The sequence below is a fragment of the Micromonospora sp. DH13 genome (assembly GCF_020873825.1).
Taxonomy (GTDB): domain Bacteria; phylum Actinomycetota; class Actinomycetes; order Mycobacteriales; family Micromonosporaceae; genus Micromonospora; species Micromonospora haikouensis.
This window is the reverse complement of sequence record NZ_JAHWGR010000013.1, coordinates 116124-132174: the sequence shown is the minus strand read 5'-3', so window position 1 is coordinate 132174 and position 16051 is coordinate 116124. Positions and strand designations below refer to the sequence as shown.

Below are 16051 nucleotides of genomic sequence, written 5' to 3'. Positions count from 1 at the left end.
CGGGCCTCGCCGCAGCTCGCCGCGCTGACCCGCCGCCGTCCGGCCGTCCGGTGCCGGGCGGCCGACGTTCACCGGGCGTTCAACTCGGTGTGTGGCTGTGGTGGCCTCGGGCCGGCAGGGTGGCCGGCGATGGACATCAGCGCAGCCGGGGCGACACCGGACCTGTCCGTGGTCGTCCCCATGTACAACGAGCAGGACGTCGTCGCGGTGTTCGTCGAGCGGCTCCGGCCGGTGCTCGACGGCACCGGCACCACGTACGAGGTGGTCGCCGTCGACGACGGCAGCCGCGACGCCACGGCCCGGCTGCTGCTCGACCACGCCCGGTCCTGGCCCCAGCTCCGGCTCGTCCGGCTGCGCCGCAACAGCGGCCACCAGGCCGCCCTCACCGCCGGCCTGCACCGGGCCCGGGGCCGCTGGGTGGTCAGCATCGACGCCGACCTCCAGGACCCGCCCGAGGTCATCCCCGAGATGCTGGCCACCGCCCGCGACCGGGGCGTCGACGTCGTGTACGGGGTGCGCGCCGACCGCAGCACCGACACGCCGTTCAAGCGCGGCACCGCCGGCCTGTACTACCGGCTGATGCGGCGCATCGTCGGCGCGGACCTGCCCGCGCAGGCGGGCGACTTCCGGCTGGTCAGCCGCGACGTGGTGGAGGTGCTGCGCCGGCTGCCTGAGCGCACCCCGGTCTACCGGCTGCTGGTGCCCTCGCTCGGCTTCGCCGCCGCCGAGGTGCGCTACTCCCGCGCGGCGCGGGCGGCCGGGGAGACGAAGTACCCGCTGCGCCGGATGATCGCGCTGGCCTGGGACAGCACGGCGAACTTCACCGCCGCGCCGCTGCGGCTGGCCACCTGGCTCGGCGTGGTCAGCTTCGCGGCCTGCCTGGTGCTGGCCGTCCTCGGCCTGGTCGCCTACGCCGACGGCGCGACCATTCCGGGCTGGACCTCGCTGTTCGTGGCGGTGCTGCTGTTCAGCGCCGTCCAGCTGATCTGCCTCGGGCTGCTCGGCGAGTACGTCGGCCGCATCTACCGCACGGTGCAGGACCGCCCCACCCACCTCGTCGGCTTCGACTCCGCCGAGGTGCCCTTCGAATCCGGCGGGGTCCCCTTCGGCTCCGGTGGCGCATCCGGCCCCGGCGGGGTGCCCGTCGACCCGGCCGGGGCGTCCGACGCGCCGGCCGTGGCGGTGGCGGCTGGCCGGGCCGGTGACTGAACCGGCGGTGCTGACGCAGGGCCCGCCGGTGGCGTCGGACGCGCCCGCCCCGCACGACGCACCGACGGGTCGGGGCGGCCCGCCGGCCCGCCGGGTCGCGGCGGCCCTCGCCTGGGCCACGGTGCTCGCCGCGCTGGTCGCCGGCTGGTGGTGGACGGGCACCCCGGGCGGCGACGTCGCCCGGTACGTCGCGTACTGGTCGCTCGCCCTGGTGCTGCCGGGCACGCTCGTGCACCGGGCGCTGCGGGGCAGCCGGGGCAACCTGCCGGAGGACCTGGGCTACGGCGCCGCCGTCGGCCTGCTGCTGGAACTCGCCGCCTGGGCGCTCGCCACGGCCACCGGCACGCAGCCGGCGCTGCGCTGGTGGCCGGTGCCGGTGCTGGCGCTGTTCGTCGCGGTGCCCCGGCTGCGCCGGCACTGGCGGATCGCCCGGCCCCGGCCGCTGCCGCTGCGCTGGACGACCGCGGTCGCCGGGGTGCTGGTCCTCGTCGTGGCCTGGGCGGCCGTGGGCTGGCGGGCGAACCCGCTGCCGCCGGTGGACCACGTCTACTACCAGGACCTGCTCTACCACCTGGGGCTGGTGCACGAGCTGACCCGGACCATGCCCTTCGAGCTGCCGCAACTCGCCGGGGAACCGCTGCGCTACCACTATCTGGTCGACGCGCACCTGGCCAGCGCCAGCATGATCACCGGTACGGCACCGGCGACGATCCTGCTCCGGCTGTGGCTGGTGCCGGTCGCCGCGACGGCGGTCGTCGTCACCGCCGGGCTGGCCCGGGACCTCAGCGGGCGCTGGTGGGCCGGCCCGGTCGCCGCGGCGACGGCGTACCTCGGGGTGTCGCTCTCCCTCGGCTCCGCCGCGACGGCCAGCGGCACCCTCCCGCTGTCCGTGGAGAGCCCCTCGCAGACGTACCTGCTGCCCCTGCTCCTTCTGCTCACCGGCGTCTGCGCGGACGTGGTGCGCGGCCGGCGGCCCGGGTGGGGGTGGGCGCTGGTGCCGGCGGCGGGCCTGGCCGTCGCCGGGGCCAAGTCCAGCGGCCTGCCCCCGCTGATCGCCGGCGTGGCGCTGGCCGGGGTGGTCGTCGGTTGGCGGGCCCGCCGGGTGCCGTGGGCGGCCGGGTCGCTGTTCGCGGTGCTGGTCGCGGCGATGGCCGTCGGGTACCGGCTGTTCGCCGGGGGAGGCGCGGGGGTGCTCTCCCCGCAGGTGTTCGGGGTGCTGCGGTTCCTCGCGCCGTGGCGGGCGACCGTCGGCGCGGGCGGGGGCATCGCGGCGGGCGGCCTGCTGCCGCCGGGGCTCGCGGCGGCCGGCGCGGCCGGGTGGCTCTTCGCGCTCGCCGTGCTGGGCTGGTGGCTGGCGCTCCAGGCGCCCCGCTTCGTCGGCGTGCTGCTCCTGGCCCGCCGGGGCACCCGGGTCGACCCGGCGGCATGGCTGCTGGCCGGGGCGCTGCTGGCCGGGGCGGGCGGTGCCTGGTCCTTCTTCCACCCGTCGGTCAGCCAGCTCTACTTCTTCATGGCGATGGTCCCGTTCGGGGCGCTGCTGACCGCGTGGCTGCTGGCCGAGGCGCGCCCGTGGTGGCCGGTCGTGGCGGTCGCGGCGACCGTGGGCGCGGCGGCCCAGTGGCTGCTCGACCCGCTGGCCCCGTCCGAGCGGACCCGGCGGGCCTGGCTGTGGGCGATGGCCGTGCCGGCGGGCCGGGTGCTGTTGTTGGCCGGCGTCGCCGCGCTGCTGGCCGTCCTGCTCGCCGCGCTGCGCGCCCGGCGAGACCAAAGCCGGGGCGGGCGGCCGGCGGGGGCGTCGTGGCGTGCCCGGGCGGCGGTGGCCGGGGTCCTCGCCGCGCTCTGCGGGGCGAGCGTGGCCGGCGGCCTGGAGTGGACCGCGCGCCGGATCGGGGACCCGCCCCGGGCGCTCACCGCCGCCGAACGGCCCTGGGCGCTCACCCGGGACGAGGCGCGGGCCGCCCTCTGGCTGGACGCCCACGCCGGCCCGGCGGACGTGGTGGCCACCAACGTGCACTGCCGGCCGGTGCGGACCGTCCCGCACTGCGACGCGCGGGCCTTCTGGGTGAGCGGGCTGGGCGGCCGGCGGACGCTCGTGGAGAGCTGGGGCTACACGGACGAGGCCCTGGCCGGGCACGCCCGCGACGGTTTCTCGTACCCCCGGCAGCCCGCCCCCGACCCCGAGCTGTTCGCCCGCAACGAGCGGCTGTTCACCGCGCCGACCGCCCCCGAACTGGACCGGGCGCACCGCGAGGACGGCGTGCGGTGGCTGCTCGCCGACTCGGCCGCCGGCCCGGTGTCGCCGGAGCTGGCCCGGCTCGCCGAGGTGGGGTTCGTCGCCGGCCCGGTGACCGTGTACCGACTGCGCTGACGGTCACCGGCCGCGCTGGCGGCGTGCCGGCTGCGCTGACCGACCTCTACCGGTAGAAAACCGCACGAAACCTCACATTCCAGTTCCGATCTCCAGAAGATGAGGGCAGCTCCTGTCCCTTTTCTGGAGGTTTGACGTGAAAATACCTCGTTGGGCCTTGGCGGCGCTCTCCGGCGCAGCCCTGGCCCTGCTTCCCGCCGTGGCGGCCCAGGCCGCCCCGATCGACACCGACCAGGGCACCCGGCTCATCGCCGACCGGTCCTCCGTCACCGGCCTCGGCGCTGGCTTCTGGGGTTCCGGTCTCCCGGGCTCCGGCGACGTGGCCCCCACGGGCCCCGCCCAGCCGCAGCCGCCCGTGGGCGACAGCCTGTGCCGCCCCGGCGTCCCGCCGAACGCGCCGCCGACCACCCAGTTCTACGACAACAACCCGCTGCTCGGCCCCGCCACGCTGCCCACCGCGCCGCCGGTCGGTCCGCTGCTCGCCGGCTACCAGCGCTTCGGTGGCCTCACCGAGTCGCAGTTCCTCCAGCAGTACGGCAACGCCACCCAGACCGCGTACGTCTATCCGCCCGCGAACGGCTTCGTCCTCGGCCCGAACGGGGTGCCGATCAAGGCGAAGCAGACCCTGCTGCCCGGCTACCGGCTCGACCGCTTCGGCTTCCCGGGCGGCGCGTTCCTCGCCCCGCTCGGCACCCCGTTCAGCGCCCGGTCGCTGCCGCCGTCGAACCTGAACACGCCGGCCGACGCGCCGCTGGCCAACTACCACGTCTACTGCGTGGTCAAGCCGTTCCCGGTGGACTCCGGGCCGATCGCCCCGTGGTTCGCCCAGCCGGGAATGGGCACCCAGTTCCAGCTCAACCCCGCGTACCTGCCGCAGGCCGGGGGCAACCTGAGCGTCACCTGGCTGCTCGCGCACGGTTTCCTGGTGGAGGAGAACCTGGAGGCGGCACCGTGCGCCGTCCCGCTCCAGCGCGGCGGCTTCCCGGCCGTCTGCTGACGACGAACCGGATGAACGGAGGTCGGGTGTGGACCGGCATCACGTACGCGCCGCGCTGCTGGCGGCCGGGTTGTCCCCGGACGCCTTCGAGATCGAGGGTGTGCACGAGCACGTGCCGGTCCCGCCCGACTTCTGGTTCCTGCGCCGCTCGCCCGACGGACGCTGGGAGATCGGCCTGTACGAACGCGGGACGCACGACGTCCGCCAGGCGTACGACTCCGAGGAGGCCGCCGCCGCCGGCCTCTACACGGCGCTGACGGGTCGGCCCGCGCCGTACTGATCCCTGTTGCCGGGCGTCCCTACTGTGGGTCCAGCCCGCCCGGACGTCACCGGCGGCACCCGTCAAGGAGTGGCCATGCCCGGTCGAGTCCTGCTCCGCCCCGCCCACCTCGCCCCCGTCGTCCTCGGCCTGGCCGTCGCGCTCGCTGCCGCCGGCTGCGCGTCCACCGCGACGGGTTCCGGGGGGTCCACCGCGAAGACGACCGTCACCGAGGCACCCGGCGACATGCCGGCCTCGGCCGCCGCTGGCTCCGGTTCCAGCTCCGGCGACAGCGGCACCGGCACCGGCTCGACGGGCGGCGGCTCCACCGGTGGTGGCTCGACTGGTGGTGGCTCGACTGGTGGTGGCTCGACTGGTGGTGGCTCGACGGGCGGCGGTTCCACGGGCGGCGGTTCGACCGGCGGCGGTTCCGGTAGCAGCAGCGGCGGCGGGTCCGGCACCAAGTCCAGCGGCCCCACCATCGGATACTTCCGGGTCGCCCAGAAGCCGACCTGCCCGGCCGGGACCAACGTCAACCCGATCGCCGGCACCCCGGTCGTCGTGGAGTGGAAGACCGGCAACGTCGACTCGGTGGCCCTCTCGGTCGACGGCCCCGGCGTGTACGGCGACAACTACCCGCCGGCCGGCAGCGAGACCCTGAACTTCCCCTGCTCCGGTGGCGAGGGCGACGTCCAGGAGCACACCTACACGCTGACCGTCCGCAACGCGCACGGCAAGCAGTCGAAGACCATCGTGGTGACCGCGAAGGTGCACGACATCCCGCGCGTCTGACCAGCGACGTCACGCCGGCCAGCCCCGCCGCCACGGGTGGGCTGGCTCGGGCGGCGGTCCGAGCGTGCGAGAGAATGAGGCACGTGACGACGATCCCGAACGTGCTCGCCCACCGGTACGCCTCGCCCGAACTGGTCGCCCTCTGGTCGCCGGAGGAGAAGGTGCGGATGGAGCGGCGGCTCTGGCTCGCCGTGCTCCGCGCCCAGCGGGACCTCGGCGTGGCCGTTCCCGACGGCGTGGTCGAGGCGTACGAGCGGGTGCTCGACGACGTCGACCTGGCCTCGATCGCCGAGCGGGAGCGGGTCACCCGGCACGACGTGAAGGCCCGCATCGAGGAGTTCAGCGCGCTCGCCGGGCACGAGCACGTGCACAAGGGGATGACCTCCCGGGACCTCACGGAGAACGTCGAGCAGCTCCAGGTCCGCGCGTCGCTGGAGCTGGTGCGGGACCGGGTGGTGGCCACCCTCGCCCGGCTCGCCCGGCTCGCCAACGAGCACTCCGGGCTGGTCATGACCGGCCGGTCGCACAACGTCGCCGCGCAGGCCACCACGCTGGGCAAGCGCTTCGCGTCGGCCGCCGAGGAGCTGCTGATCGCGTACGAGCGGCTGGAGGAGCTGATCGCCCGGTACCCGCTGCGGGGGATCAAGGGCCCGGTCGGCACCGCCGCCGACCAGCTCGACCTCTTCGACGGCGACGCCGACAAGGTGGCCGAGCTGGAGCGCCGGGTCGCCGAGCACCTCGGCTTCGCCCGGGTGCTGGACAGCGTCGGCCAGGTCTACCCCCGCTCGCTCGACTTCGACGTGCTCGCCGCGCTGGCCCAGGTCGCCGCCGCGCCGTCGTCGCTGGCCACCACGATCCGGCTGATGGTCGGCCAGGAGCTGGCCACCGAGGGCTTCAAGCCGGGCCAGGTGGGCTCCAGCGCGATGCCGCACAAGATGAACACCCGGTCCAGCGAGCGGGTGAACGGCTTCGCGGTGATCATCCGGGGTTACCTGTCGATGGTCGGCGAGCTGGCCGGCGACCAGTGGAACGAGGGGGACGTCTCCTGCTCGGTGGTCCGCCGGGTGGCCCTGCCGGACGCGTTCTTCGCCGCCGACGGGCTGTTCCAGACCTTCCTCACCGTGCTGGACGAGTTCGGGGCGTACCCGGCGGTGGTCAACCGGGAGCTGGAGCGCTTCCTGCCCTTCCTGGCCACGACGAAGATCCTGGTCGCGGCGGTGCGCCGGGGCGTCGGCCGGGAGGCGGCGCACGAGGCGATCAAGGAGCACGCGGTCGGCGTGGCGCTGGCCATGCGGGAGCAGGGCGCCACCGAGAACGACCTGTTCGACCGGCTGGCGGCGGACGACCGGCTGGGCCTGTCCCGCGCCGACATCGACGCGCTGATCGCCGACCGGACGGCCTTCGTGGGCACCGCCGGCGCCCAGGTCGACCGGGTGACCACCCGCATCGCCAAGATCGCCCTCACCCACCCCAAGGCAGCCACCTACACCCCACCCCCCATCCTCTGACCCACCCCGCCCCCACCCCCCGGTTCGCCCCGGTGATCAAGAGATTTGCGTCATGCTGGAGATCAACTCTGACACTTTTCTCTTGATCACCGACCCGACCCCGGCCGACCCCGGGCCGGGTGGGTGGGGGGTCACGCGTTGCGGGTGGGGGTTTCGGCGGCCGAGGAGAGGTTGGGGGCGCTCGCCGGTTCGGCTATGCCGCCCGGGGCCTCGGCGATCGCCGGGTCGTGTGCCGTGTCGGCGGCGATCATCGGCTGGTCCGGGGGCATGACGTCCGGGGTCTTGGCGGCCACGATGACCGCGGTACCGTACGCGCAGATCTCCATCCACATCTCGCCGCAGTCCCGGCTGTCGAAGCGCATGCCGATCACGGCGTTCGCGCCGAGGCGGCGGGCCTCCTCGCCGAGGCGGGCCACCGAGTCCGTACGCCAGCGGGTCAGGTTGTCCGGCGCCATGGGGTCGTACGCGCCGCCGCGGAGGTTCTTCACCCCCTCGCGGTACGGGTTGCGCGTCCTGGCCATCGAGGACACCACTTCGCCGAGGATCTGGCGGATCTCGTAGCCGGGCAGTTGATCCGTCGTCACGACCAGCACGGTTCTGATGCTGTCGCACCGGCGGGCGGCGGTTCGTCGGCCGTGGTCACCTGATCGGATGCTGCAAAAGGGGTCGGCGCGGACGGTCGGCGCTCGGCCGACCATCCGCGCCGAGGAGGGCGCTAACCGTCAGACACCGGCCACGGAGGTGATCCAGGCCCGGTTGTACGCGACACTGCCGTAGTTCTGGATGCTCACGCCGTCGGCGGTGGAGGCGACGCCCACCTGCTGGCCGTTGTAGAACTGCGGGCCGCCCGAGTCGCCCCGCCACGCGTTGCCGTTGACCGCGGTGCTCCGGATCGCCTGGCCGCCGTACGCGTCGGTGACGTTCGTGCTGGTCACCCGGACGCTGGCGGTCTTGAGCTGGCTGGACGCGCCGCAGCCGCTGTAGCAGGTCATGCCCCAGCCGTAGATCGTGTTGGTGGAGTTGACCGGCGGGTTGCTGCTGGCCAGCGAGACGGTGGAGGTGCTGACCGCGCTGGAGAGCCGCAGCAGCGCCAGGTCGTAGCGGGTGTAGGAGGCGCTCACGGTGCGGGTGGTGCCGCCGGAGGCGTAGTAGACGCTGCCGATCCGCACGGACATGGTGCCGCTGACGCAGTGCCGGGCGGTGAGCACCCACGTCGAGGCGATCACGCTGCCGGAGCAGGTGAAGGAGCCGTTGCTGAAGACGGCGGCGGCCCACGGTGCGGAGGAGACGGTGCCGCCGCCGATGATGGGCTGGGGGCCGGCCGGTGCGGCGGTGGCGGCGCTGGTGACGCCGAGGACGCCGGCCAGGGCGGCACCGGCCACGGCGAGCAGGGAACGGATGCGCATGGGGAGGTACTCCTTGCCTAGGACCCGGGGTCGCCGGGTCGGTCGTGCCGGCGGGCGCGGGGGTCACCCGCCAGGACTTCCATTGACCTGTATCGATGGATACTAGGGGTGGCCAATTCTGGCGGCAAGGCTTTGATCGAGACTAGCCGATGTAACAATTTGGCGACCACTGGCGTGGTGAACCGCCTGCTCCGGGACGTTTCGCGTGTGATCGGACACGGAGCGGCCCCGCGTTCCGCCGGTTATGTTGATCACTGCCTGAACCGCGCCCGGCCGGTGCGGCTGAGGCGGTATCTGCCAGGTAGGCTGGCTGCGCTCGCCCGTTGTGGGTCGGCACCCAACTGCGTACACAGTCAGGAGTGCCCAGTGCCTCGCGTCGTCGTCGACGTCATGCTCAAGCCCGAGATCCTCGATCCTCAGGGCCAGGCCGTCGCAAACGCGCTGCCCCGGCTCGGCGTCAGCGACGTCGCCTCTGTCCGGATCGGCAGGCGGATCGAGATCGACTTCACCGGTGAACCGGACCTGGACCGGGCCCGGGAGATCGCCGACAAGCTGCTCGCCAACCCGGTCATCGAGGACTTCACCGTCCGCCTGGTCGAGACCGACGAGACCGCGGGCGCGCACCCGTGACCGCCCGGGTCGGTGTGGTCACCTTCCCCGGCTCGCTCGACGACGGGGACGCGGCCCGTGCCGTCCGGATCGCCGGCGCCGAGCCGGTCCGGCTCTGGCACGGCGACCCGGACCTGCGCGGGGTGGACGCCGTCGTCCTCCCCGGCGGCTTCTCCTACGGCGACTACCTGCGCTGCGGGGCCATCGCCCGGTTCGCGCCGGTGATGGAGACCCTGGTGGACGCCGCCCGGGGCGGCCTGCCGGTGCTCGGCATCTGCAACGGCTTCCAGATCCTCTGCGAGGCCCACCTGCTGCCCGGCGCGCTGACCCGCAACCAGCACCTGCACTTCCGCAACCGCGACCAGGTCCTGCGGATCGAGGCGGCCGGCACGGCGTGGACGAACGCCTTCCAGGCCGGCCAGGAGATCCTCATCCCGGTCAAGAACGGCGAGGGCTGCTACGTCGCCGACGCCGCCACGCTGGACCAGCTGGAGGCCGAGGGCCGGGTCGTCGCCCGCTACGTCGGCGGCAACCCCAACGGGTCGCAGCGCGACATCGCCGCCATCACCAACCCCGCCGGCAACGTGGTCGGCATCATGCCGCACCCCGAGCACGCCGTGGAGGCGCTCACCGGCCCCTCCCTGGACGGCCTCGGCTTCTTCACCTCGGTGCTCAAGCACCTGGTGGGGGCGCCGGCGTGACCGTGCGCGGCACCAACGGTCGGCTCCACCGCCCCTGCGGCGGCGAGCGCAGCGAGGAGAGGTCATGACCACCCATCCGGACCCGGCGGTACGGGAGACCCCGGGCGGCCTTCCGGCCACCCAGGCGGAGCCCTTCGCGGCCACCGTGGCGCCGCAGGCCGGCCCGGTCGACCCGGCCGCCCGTCCCGGCGAGCCGGTCCACCCCGAGTCGTCCCGGCCCGTCCCGGCCGCCGACTGGGCGCACGGCCTGGACACCGTGCCGCGCGCCGTCGAAACCCCCGAGGAGCTCCAGCCGTACGCCGAGCTGGGCCTCCGCGACGACGAGTACGACCGGATCCGGCAGATCCTCGGCCGGCGTCCCACCCAGGCCGAGCTGGCCATGTACTCGATCATGTGGAGCGAGCACTGCTCCTACAAGTCGAGCAAGGTGCACCTGCGCCAGTTCGGCGAGAAGGCCCCGCCGAGCGACCGGCTGCTGGCCGGCATCGGCGAGAACGCCGGCGTGGTGCAGGTCTCCGACGAGCTGGCGGTGACCTTCAAGGTCGAGTCGCACAACCACCCGAGCTTCGTCGAGCCGTACCAGGGCGCGGCGACCGGCGTCGGCGGCATCGTCCGGGACATCCTCGCCATGGGTGCCCGCCCGGTCGCCGTCATGGACCCGCTGCGCTTCGGCGCGGCCGAGCACCCCGACACCGCCCGGGTGCTGCCCGGCGTGGTGGCCGGCGTCGGCGGCTACGGCAACTGCCTCGGCCTGCCCAACATCGGCGGCGAGGTCGTCTTCGACCCCTGCTACCAGGGCAACCCGCTGGTCAACGCCCTCTGCCTCGGCGTGCTGCGGGTCGACCGGCTGCAGAAGAAGGAAGCCACCGGCCCCGGCAACGTCGTGGTGCTGATGGGCGCCCGGACGGGCCGCGACGGCATCGGCGGCGTGTCGGTGCTGGCCAGCGCCACCTTCGACGAGGGCAGCGAGCAGCGCCGCCCGTCCGTGCAGGTCGGCGACCCCTTCATGGAGAAGCTGCTGATCGAGGCGTGCCTGGAGCTGTACGACGCCGAGCTGGTCGTCGGCATCCAGGACCTCGGCGGCGCGGGCCTGACCTGCGCGCTCACCGAGACGGCCGCGTCGGCCGGCACCGGCATGCGGGTCTGGCTGGAGCGGGTCCCGCTGCGCGAGGCGTCGATGGAGCCGCAGGAGATCCTGGCCAGCGAGTCCCAGGAGCGGATGCTGCTGGTCGTCGCCCCGGACAAGCTGGAGGCGGTGCTCAAGACCGCCGAGAAGTGGGGCGTCTGGGCCACCGCGATCGGCGAGGTCACCGCGCCGTCGCCGGACGGTCGGCCCGGCCGCCTGGTGATCACCTGGCGCGACCAGCTCGTCGTGGACGTCCCGCCGGGGTCGCTGGTCGACGACGGTCCGGTCTACGCCCGCCCGATGCGCGAGCCGGCCGACCTGATCCTGCTCCAGGCCGACCGCGCCGAGACGCTGCCCCGGCCGTCGACGCCGGAGGCCCTGCGCGAGACCGTGCTGCGCATGATCGCGTCGCCGAACCTCGCCGACAAGACCTGGGTCACCGAGCAGTACGACCGGTACGTGCTGGGCAACACCGTGCTCGCCCAGCCGGAGGACTCCGGCGTGATCCGCATCGACGAGCAGACCGGCCTCGGCGTGGCCCTGTCGCTGGACGGCAACGGCCGGTACGCCCGCCTCGACCCGTACCACGGCACCAAGCTGGCGCTGGCCGAGGCGTACCGGAACGTGGCCGTGACCGGCGCGAAGCCGATCGCCGTGACCAACTGCCTCAACTTCGGCTCGCCCGAGGACCCGGGCGTGATGTGGCAGTTCGCCGAGGCCGTGCGCGGCCTGGCGGACGGCTGCCTGGAGCTGGGCATCCCGGTGACCGGCGGCAACGTCAGCTTCTACAACCAGACCGGCGCGGCGGCGATCCACCCCACCCCGGTGGTGGGCGTGCTCGGCGTGCTGGACGACGTGGCCAGCCGGGTGCCGATGGGCTTCGTCCCGCGCACCGGCGGCGACCACGACCAGCTCTTCCTGCTCGGCGAGACCCACGTGGAGCTCTCCGGTTCCGAGTGGGCCTGGGTGACCCACGAGCACCTCGGCGGCATCCCGCCGCAGGTCGACCTGGGCCGCGAGCGGCAGCTGGCCGACCTGCTGGCCGAGGCGGCCCGGGTCGGGCACCTCAGCTCCGCGCACGACCTCTCCGACGGTGGTCTCGCGCAGAGCCTGGTCGAGTCCTGCCTGCGGCGCGGGGTCGGCGCGGTGATCGCGGTGCCGGAGCAGTTCGCCGGCGGCTCGATGCCGTTCGTCTTCCTGTTCAGCGAGTCGGCCGGGCGGGCCCTGGTCTCGGTGCCGCGCGGCCACGAGAAGGCGTTCACCGCGCTCTGCGCCGAGCGCGGGGTGCCGTGGGAGTTCGTCGGCGTCACCGACCCGGCGAGCGGCGCGCTGGAGGTGCGCGACCAGTTCCGGATCGGCCTGGACGAGCTGTCCGCCGCGCACACCGCCACGCTGCCCCGGCTCTTCGGCGGGTCGGAGCCGGCCGAGTCGGCCGCCCCGACCGCGCGGGCCGCCGCTGCGGTGCCGGTCGCCGCTCCGCCCGCCGCCGTGACCCCGGCCCAGCCGGCTTCCGTGACCCCGGTGGAGCCCGCCGTCGCGGCGGCACCTGCCGCTGCGACGACGCCGGCACCGCCGGCCGTGGCGACGCCGGCCGACGACGAGGCACCGTCGGCAGCCGGGTCGCCTGCCCCGCAGGCTGCCGGAGCACCGGACGCGGACGCCGAGCCGGCCGGGCCCGGCGAGCCGACTGCCGCCGACGCGGCTGCCCCGGCCGCCACCGACCCGGCCCCGGGCGTCGACGCGGCGCAGCCGGCCGACGGTGGGACGCCGCCGGCCGGGGCCGAGCCGCAGCGGGTCGACGGCCCGGAGGCGACCGCCGGCTCCGACTCCGGTGAGGCAGGTCCGACGGCCGCGCCCGACCAGCGCTGAGGCGTGACCGCGACGGTCTACGTCCAGCCCGGCTCGGGTGCCCGGTTCGACTGGGGGCTGGCCGGCGCGGCGGAACTCGGCCGGGTCTGCGCCGTCCTGGTGGTGGTGGACGTCCTCTCGTTCACCACCGCCGTGGAGGTGGCGGTCGCCCGGGGCATGCGGGTGCACCCGTTCCCCTGGGGCGAGCAGGCCGCCGAGTACGCCCGCCGGGTCGGCGCCGTCGCCGCCGTGGGCCGTCGGCAGGCGACCCCGGACCAGCCGTGGTCGCTCTCCCCGGCGGCCCTGCGCACCGCGCCGGCCGTCGCCGACCTGGTGCTGCCCTCGCCCAACGGCTCGGCGATCAGCGCCGCCGCCAGCGCCACGGGCCTGCCGGTGGTCGCGGCCTGCCTGCGCAACGCCCGCGCCGTCGGGCGCTGGCTGACCGACCAGGGGTACGGCTCGATCGACGCCCCGGTCGGCGTGGTGGCCTCCGGGGAACGCTGGCCGGACGGCTCCCTGCGCCCGTGCGTCGAGGACCAGCTCGGGGCGGCGTGCGTGCTCGACGCGCTCTCCGGCGTCCCCGGCGGGCTGTCGGTGGAGGCGGCGATGGCGCTGGCCGCGCTCGCCGCCACGCCGGACGTCCCGGCCGCCGTGCGCGGCTGCGTCTCCGGCCGGGAACTCGTCGAGGGCGGCTTCGGCGGGGACGTGGAAGTGGCCGTCCAGGTCGGTGTGTCGGGCGTGGTGCCGGTGCTGCGGCAGGGCGTCTTCTCCGCGGCCCGGCTCTGAGCGGGGGACTCGGCTCACGCGTACCGACGAAGAAGGCGGCTCCGGGTTACCGGGCAGCCGCCTTCTTCGTCGTCGCGTTGCGCGGGCCGTGGCCCGCGTCGGTCAGTCGTCCAGCCAGTCCAGCCGGCGACCGCCCCGGTCCTGCTGCTGCGGGGGCGGCGGGCCGTCGGGCCGGCCCCGGCCTTGCTGCTGGGCCTGGTCGCCGTAGTAGCCGCCCTGCTGCTGGTCGTAGCTGGTGGGCTGCTGGTCGTAGCCGCGGTCGTCGTAGCCGCCGCCGCGCTGCTGCGGGGGCTCCTGACCGTAGCCGCCCTGTTGGCCGTAGCCGCTCTGCTGACCGTAGCCCTCGGCGCCGTAGCCGCCGCGCTGGTCGTAGCCGCCCTGCTGCTGGCCGGCGTCGTAGCCGCCGCCCTGCTGGCCGTGCTGGCCGTAACCGCCGCCGCCGTAGCCGCCACCGGTGGGCTCGGCCGCGCCGTAGCCGCCGGTGGGCTCGCCGCCGCGGCCGCCGTACTGCGGGGGCTCCGGCTGGCCGTAGCCGCCGTGACCCTGCTCCGCCTGGTAGGTGCTGGTCGGGTACGGGTCCGCGGCGGGCGGCGGGTAGGAGGAAGCGGTGTCGCCGGTGTACCGCCCCGTCGGCTCGTCGTAGCGCTCGCCGCCGTAGCCGCCACCGCCCTGGCCCGGGTACCCGCCGGCCGGCGCACCCGCGGGCGCGCCGTAGTCGCGGTTGCCGTAGCCGCCGCCGGAGGAGGTCGGCGCCGCCTCGGCACCGTACCCGCCGGGGTTGCCGTAGCCGCCGCCCGAGGCGGGTGCGGTGCCGTAGCCGCCGCCCGAGGCCGGGGCGGAGCCGTAGCCGCCGCCGGAGGCCGGGGCGGAGCCGTACCCGCCCGACGCGGGGGCGCTGCCGTAGCCGCCGCCGGAGGCCGGCGCGCCGCCGTAGCCGCCACCTGAGGCGGGGGCCTCGGCACCGTAGCCGCCGGGGTTGCCGTAGCCGCCGCCCGAGGCGGGCGCGTCGGCACCGTAGCCGCCGCCGGGGTTGCCGTAGCCGCCGCCCGAGGCCGGGGCACCGCCGTACCCGCCGCCGGAGGCCGGGGCGTTGCCGTACCCGCCGGCCGCGCCGTACCCGCCGGTCTGCGGCTCGTCGCCGTAGCCGCCGCCGGCCCAACCGCCCTGTTGCGGAGGGCCGCCTGCGCCGTACGGGGCCGGCGGAGCGCCGTAGGGGTCCGGCGGGACGTCGTCGACGACCGGCCGGTGCATCATCGTCGGGGCGTCGCTGAGCGAGGTGCCGCCGACCATCGTCGGGTCGGGCCCGGCACCGACCCGGTTCACGACCCGCGTCTGGTCGTCCGCCCCGCCGTACGCCCCCCGGGCGGCCGGGATCGCGCCCGCCGCCGCCGCGCCGCTCTTCGGCGCGTCGTCGACGTCGTCGCCGTTCTCCCGGCGCTTCATCCAGAGCAGCACGATGGTGCCGACGCCGATCGCCACGAACAGGCCGCCGAGCAGGATGAGCAGCCACGACATGCCGCTGTCCTCCTCGGTGGAGGCGGCGTTGTTGGCGGCGCCCGGGGCGGCCTCCGTCGGCTCCTCGGTGGCGTCGTCGGTGGCCTCGTCGGAAGGCAGCGGCTCCTCGCTGGCCGACGGGCTGGGGCTCGGGCTCACCTCGACCTTGATCGCGAGGCTGAGCCGCTGCCCGCTGATGCTCTGCCCGGCGCTGGCGGTGAAGGACTTCGTGACGCGGACGTCGCCCTGGATCGCGCCGATGCTGAGCCGCCCGGGAACGATGGGCTTGTCGGTGCTGCCGGTGAAGCTGAAGTTGCCGCTGCCGTTGCTGGTGGTCTCGAACTTCGCCCCGGTGCTGTCCTGGAGCATCACGATGGCGTTCGGCACCGCCTCGCCGTTGGCCGCCGCGACCACCTTGCCGGAGACCGACTTGACGGTCTGCGTCTGGGCGGGCGTCGTGGGTGCGGTCTTGCCCTTGACGTTGAGCTGGAAGCTACCGGTGGTGGAGTCCGACTTGTCGGGCTGCACCTGGACCGTCACGTTGATCCCGCCGGCGTCCGGCGCGCTGTCGCTGGCCTTGATCGTCAGGAGCTGGGTCCTCGGGGCCTGGCCGTTGAAGCTGATCTGGCCGCAGCCGCCCGTGCAGCTCACGCCGGCAGGCAGCCCGGTGAGGCTGATCTGGGCGCTCGCGTCGTCGTTGCTGGGCGTCACCTTGACGCTCACCGTGGCGTCGCTGCCCGCGTTCAGGTTGATCGAGCCGGGCGTGACGCTGACCTCGGCGGCCAGTGCGGGTGTGGCGGGGACGGCGAGCAGGGCGCCGATTGCCAGCGCCACGACCACACCCGCCCGCTGCTGCCAGGCACGTCGGTGTGTTGACACGTCCACCGCCTTCCGGTCTGACTTCCCTCCGCCGGCGGGGCGCCGGGCCGGGGATCATCACGGTACGAA

The 16051-nt window shown here is 75.0% G+C and carries 12 protein-coding genes and 1 pseudogene; 10 read left to right on the top strand and 3 right to left on the bottom strand.

Annotated features, from left to right (window positions below; genetic code table 11):
• Window positions 1-129 precede the first annotated feature (129 nt).
• From LPA42_RS15360 to purB, 6 genes are all read left to right on the top strand, one after another.
• A complete protein-coding gene (locus tag LPA42_RS15360) occupies window positions 130-1209 on the top strand; it encodes a glycosyltransferase family 2 protein (protein ID WP_228986636.1) in 1080 nt (359 codons plus the stop codon).
• The gene (locus LPA42_RS15355) at window positions 1202-3577 is read left to right on the top strand and encodes a hypothetical protein (protein ID WP_144082510.1); all 2376 of its coding nucleotides are present in this window, start codon (window positions 1202-1204) and stop codon (window positions 3575-3577) included. Before LPA42_RS15360 ends, LPA42_RS15355 begins: the two co-directional genes overlap by 8 nt.
• A gap of 136 nt (window positions 3578-3713) precedes the next feature.
• A complete protein-coding gene (locus tag LPA42_RS15350) occupies window positions 3714-4574 on the top strand; it encodes a TNT domain-containing protein (RefSeq protein ID WP_158229359.1) in 861 nt (286 codons plus the stop codon).
• Window positions 4575-4602: 28 nt separating this feature from the next.
• Window positions 4603-4854 carry a hypothetical protein gene (locus LPA42_RS15345; protein WP_043961194.1) on the top strand — a complete coding sequence of 84 codons (252 nt, stop codon included), beginning with the start codon at window positions 4603-4605 and terminating at the stop codon, window positions 4852-4854.
• A 75-nt stretch (window positions 4855-4929) separates the two neighbouring features.
• The gene (locus tag LPA42_RS15340) at window positions 4930-5625 is read left to right on the top strand and encodes a hypothetical protein (protein WP_077935502.1); all 696 of its coding nucleotides are present in this window, start codon (window positions 4930-4932) and stop codon (window positions 5623-5625) included.
• Window positions 5626-5708: 83 nt separating this feature from the next.
• Window positions 5709-7133: an adenylosuccinate lyase gene (purB, locus tag LPA42_RS15335; RefSeq protein ID WP_228986635.1), complete on the top strand. Its 1425-nt coding sequence runs from the start codon at window positions 5709-5711 to the stop codon at window positions 7131-7133.
• A 131-nt stretch (window positions 7134-7264) separates the two neighbouring features.
• Here the strand turns inward: purB and LPA42_RS15330 are convergent, their stop codons facing one another.
• Both LPA42_RS15330 and LPA42_RS15325 read right to left on the bottom strand, forming a co-directional pair.
• The gene (locus LPA42_RS15330) at window positions 7265-7831 is read right to left on the bottom strand and encodes a YbjQ family protein (protein WP_091282542.1); all 567 of its coding nucleotides are present in this window, start codon (window positions 7829-7831) and stop codon (window positions 7265-7267) included.
• A gap of 24 nt (window positions 7832-7855) precedes the next feature.
• Window positions 7856-8539, bottom strand: a complete 684-nt coding sequence (locus LPA42_RS15325) for a DUF1986 domain-containing protein (RefSeq protein WP_077935506.1) — start codon at window positions 8537-8539, stop codon at window positions 7856-7858.
• 366 nt (window positions 8540-8905) lie between these two features.
• On the opposite strand from LPA42_RS15325, the gene purS reads away from it, so the two are divergent.
• The 4 genes and pseudogenes from purS to LPA42_RS15305 all read left to right on the top strand — a co-directional run bounded on the left by purS (window position 8906) and on the right by LPA42_RS15305 (window position 13609).
• The gene (gene purS, locus LPA42_RS15320; protein ID WP_043961200.1) at window positions 8906-9169 is read left to right on the top strand and encodes a phosphoribosylformylglycinamidine synthase subunit PurS; all 264 of its coding nucleotides are present in this window, start codon (window positions 8906-8908) and stop codon (window positions 9167-9169) included.
• Complete coding sequence (gene purQ, locus LPA42_RS15315) at window positions 9166-9849, top strand: phosphoribosylformylglycinamidine synthase subunit PurQ (protein WP_043961201.1); 684 nt, start codon at window positions 9166-9168, stop codon at window positions 9847-9849. The genes purS and purQ overlap by 4 nt, the downstream gene beginning before the upstream one ends.
• 64 nt (window positions 9850-9913) lie before the next feature.
• Window positions 9914-12394, top strand: a pseudogene (gene purL, locus LPA42_RS15310) (phosphoribosylformylglycinamidine synthase subunit PurL); the annotation flags it as partial.
• A 453-nt stretch (window positions 12395-12847) separates the two neighbouring features.
• A complete protein-coding gene (locus tag LPA42_RS15305) occupies window positions 12848-13609 on the top strand; it encodes a 2-phosphosulfolactate phosphatase (RefSeq protein WP_077935507.1) in 762 nt (253 codons plus the stop codon).
• A gap of 102 nt (window positions 13610-13711) precedes the next feature.
• On the opposite strand, the gene LPA42_RS15300 is transcribed toward LPA42_RS15305, so the two are convergent.
• Window positions 13712-15982 (bottom strand): carboxypeptidase-like regulatory domain-containing protein, encoded by a 2271-nt coding sequence (locus LPA42_RS15300; RefSeq protein WP_077935524.1) that lies wholly within the window; start codon window positions 15980-15982, stop codon window positions 13712-13714.
• Between the last annotated feature and the right edge of the window lie 69 nt (window positions 15983-16051).

Excerpts from the sequence above, each read along its gene's own strand:
- LPA42_RS15360 (WP_228986636.1), top strand. The coding sequence starts at position 130 with ATGGACATCAGCGCAGCCGGGGCGACACCGGACCTGTCCGTGGTCGTC.
- LPA42_RS15340 (WP_077935502.1), top strand. The coding sequence starts at position 4,930 with ATGCCCGGTCGAGTCCTGCTCCGCCCCGCCCACCTCGCCCCCGTCGTC.
- LPA42_RS15330 (WP_091282542.1), bottom strand. The coding sequence starts at position 7,831 with ATGGTCGGCCGAGCGCCGACCGTCCGCGCCGACCCCTTTTGCAGCATC.
- LPA42_RS15325 (WP_077935506.1), bottom strand. The coding sequence starts at position 8,539 with ATGCGCATCCGTTCCCTGCTCGCCGTGGCCGGTGCCGCCCTGGCCGGC.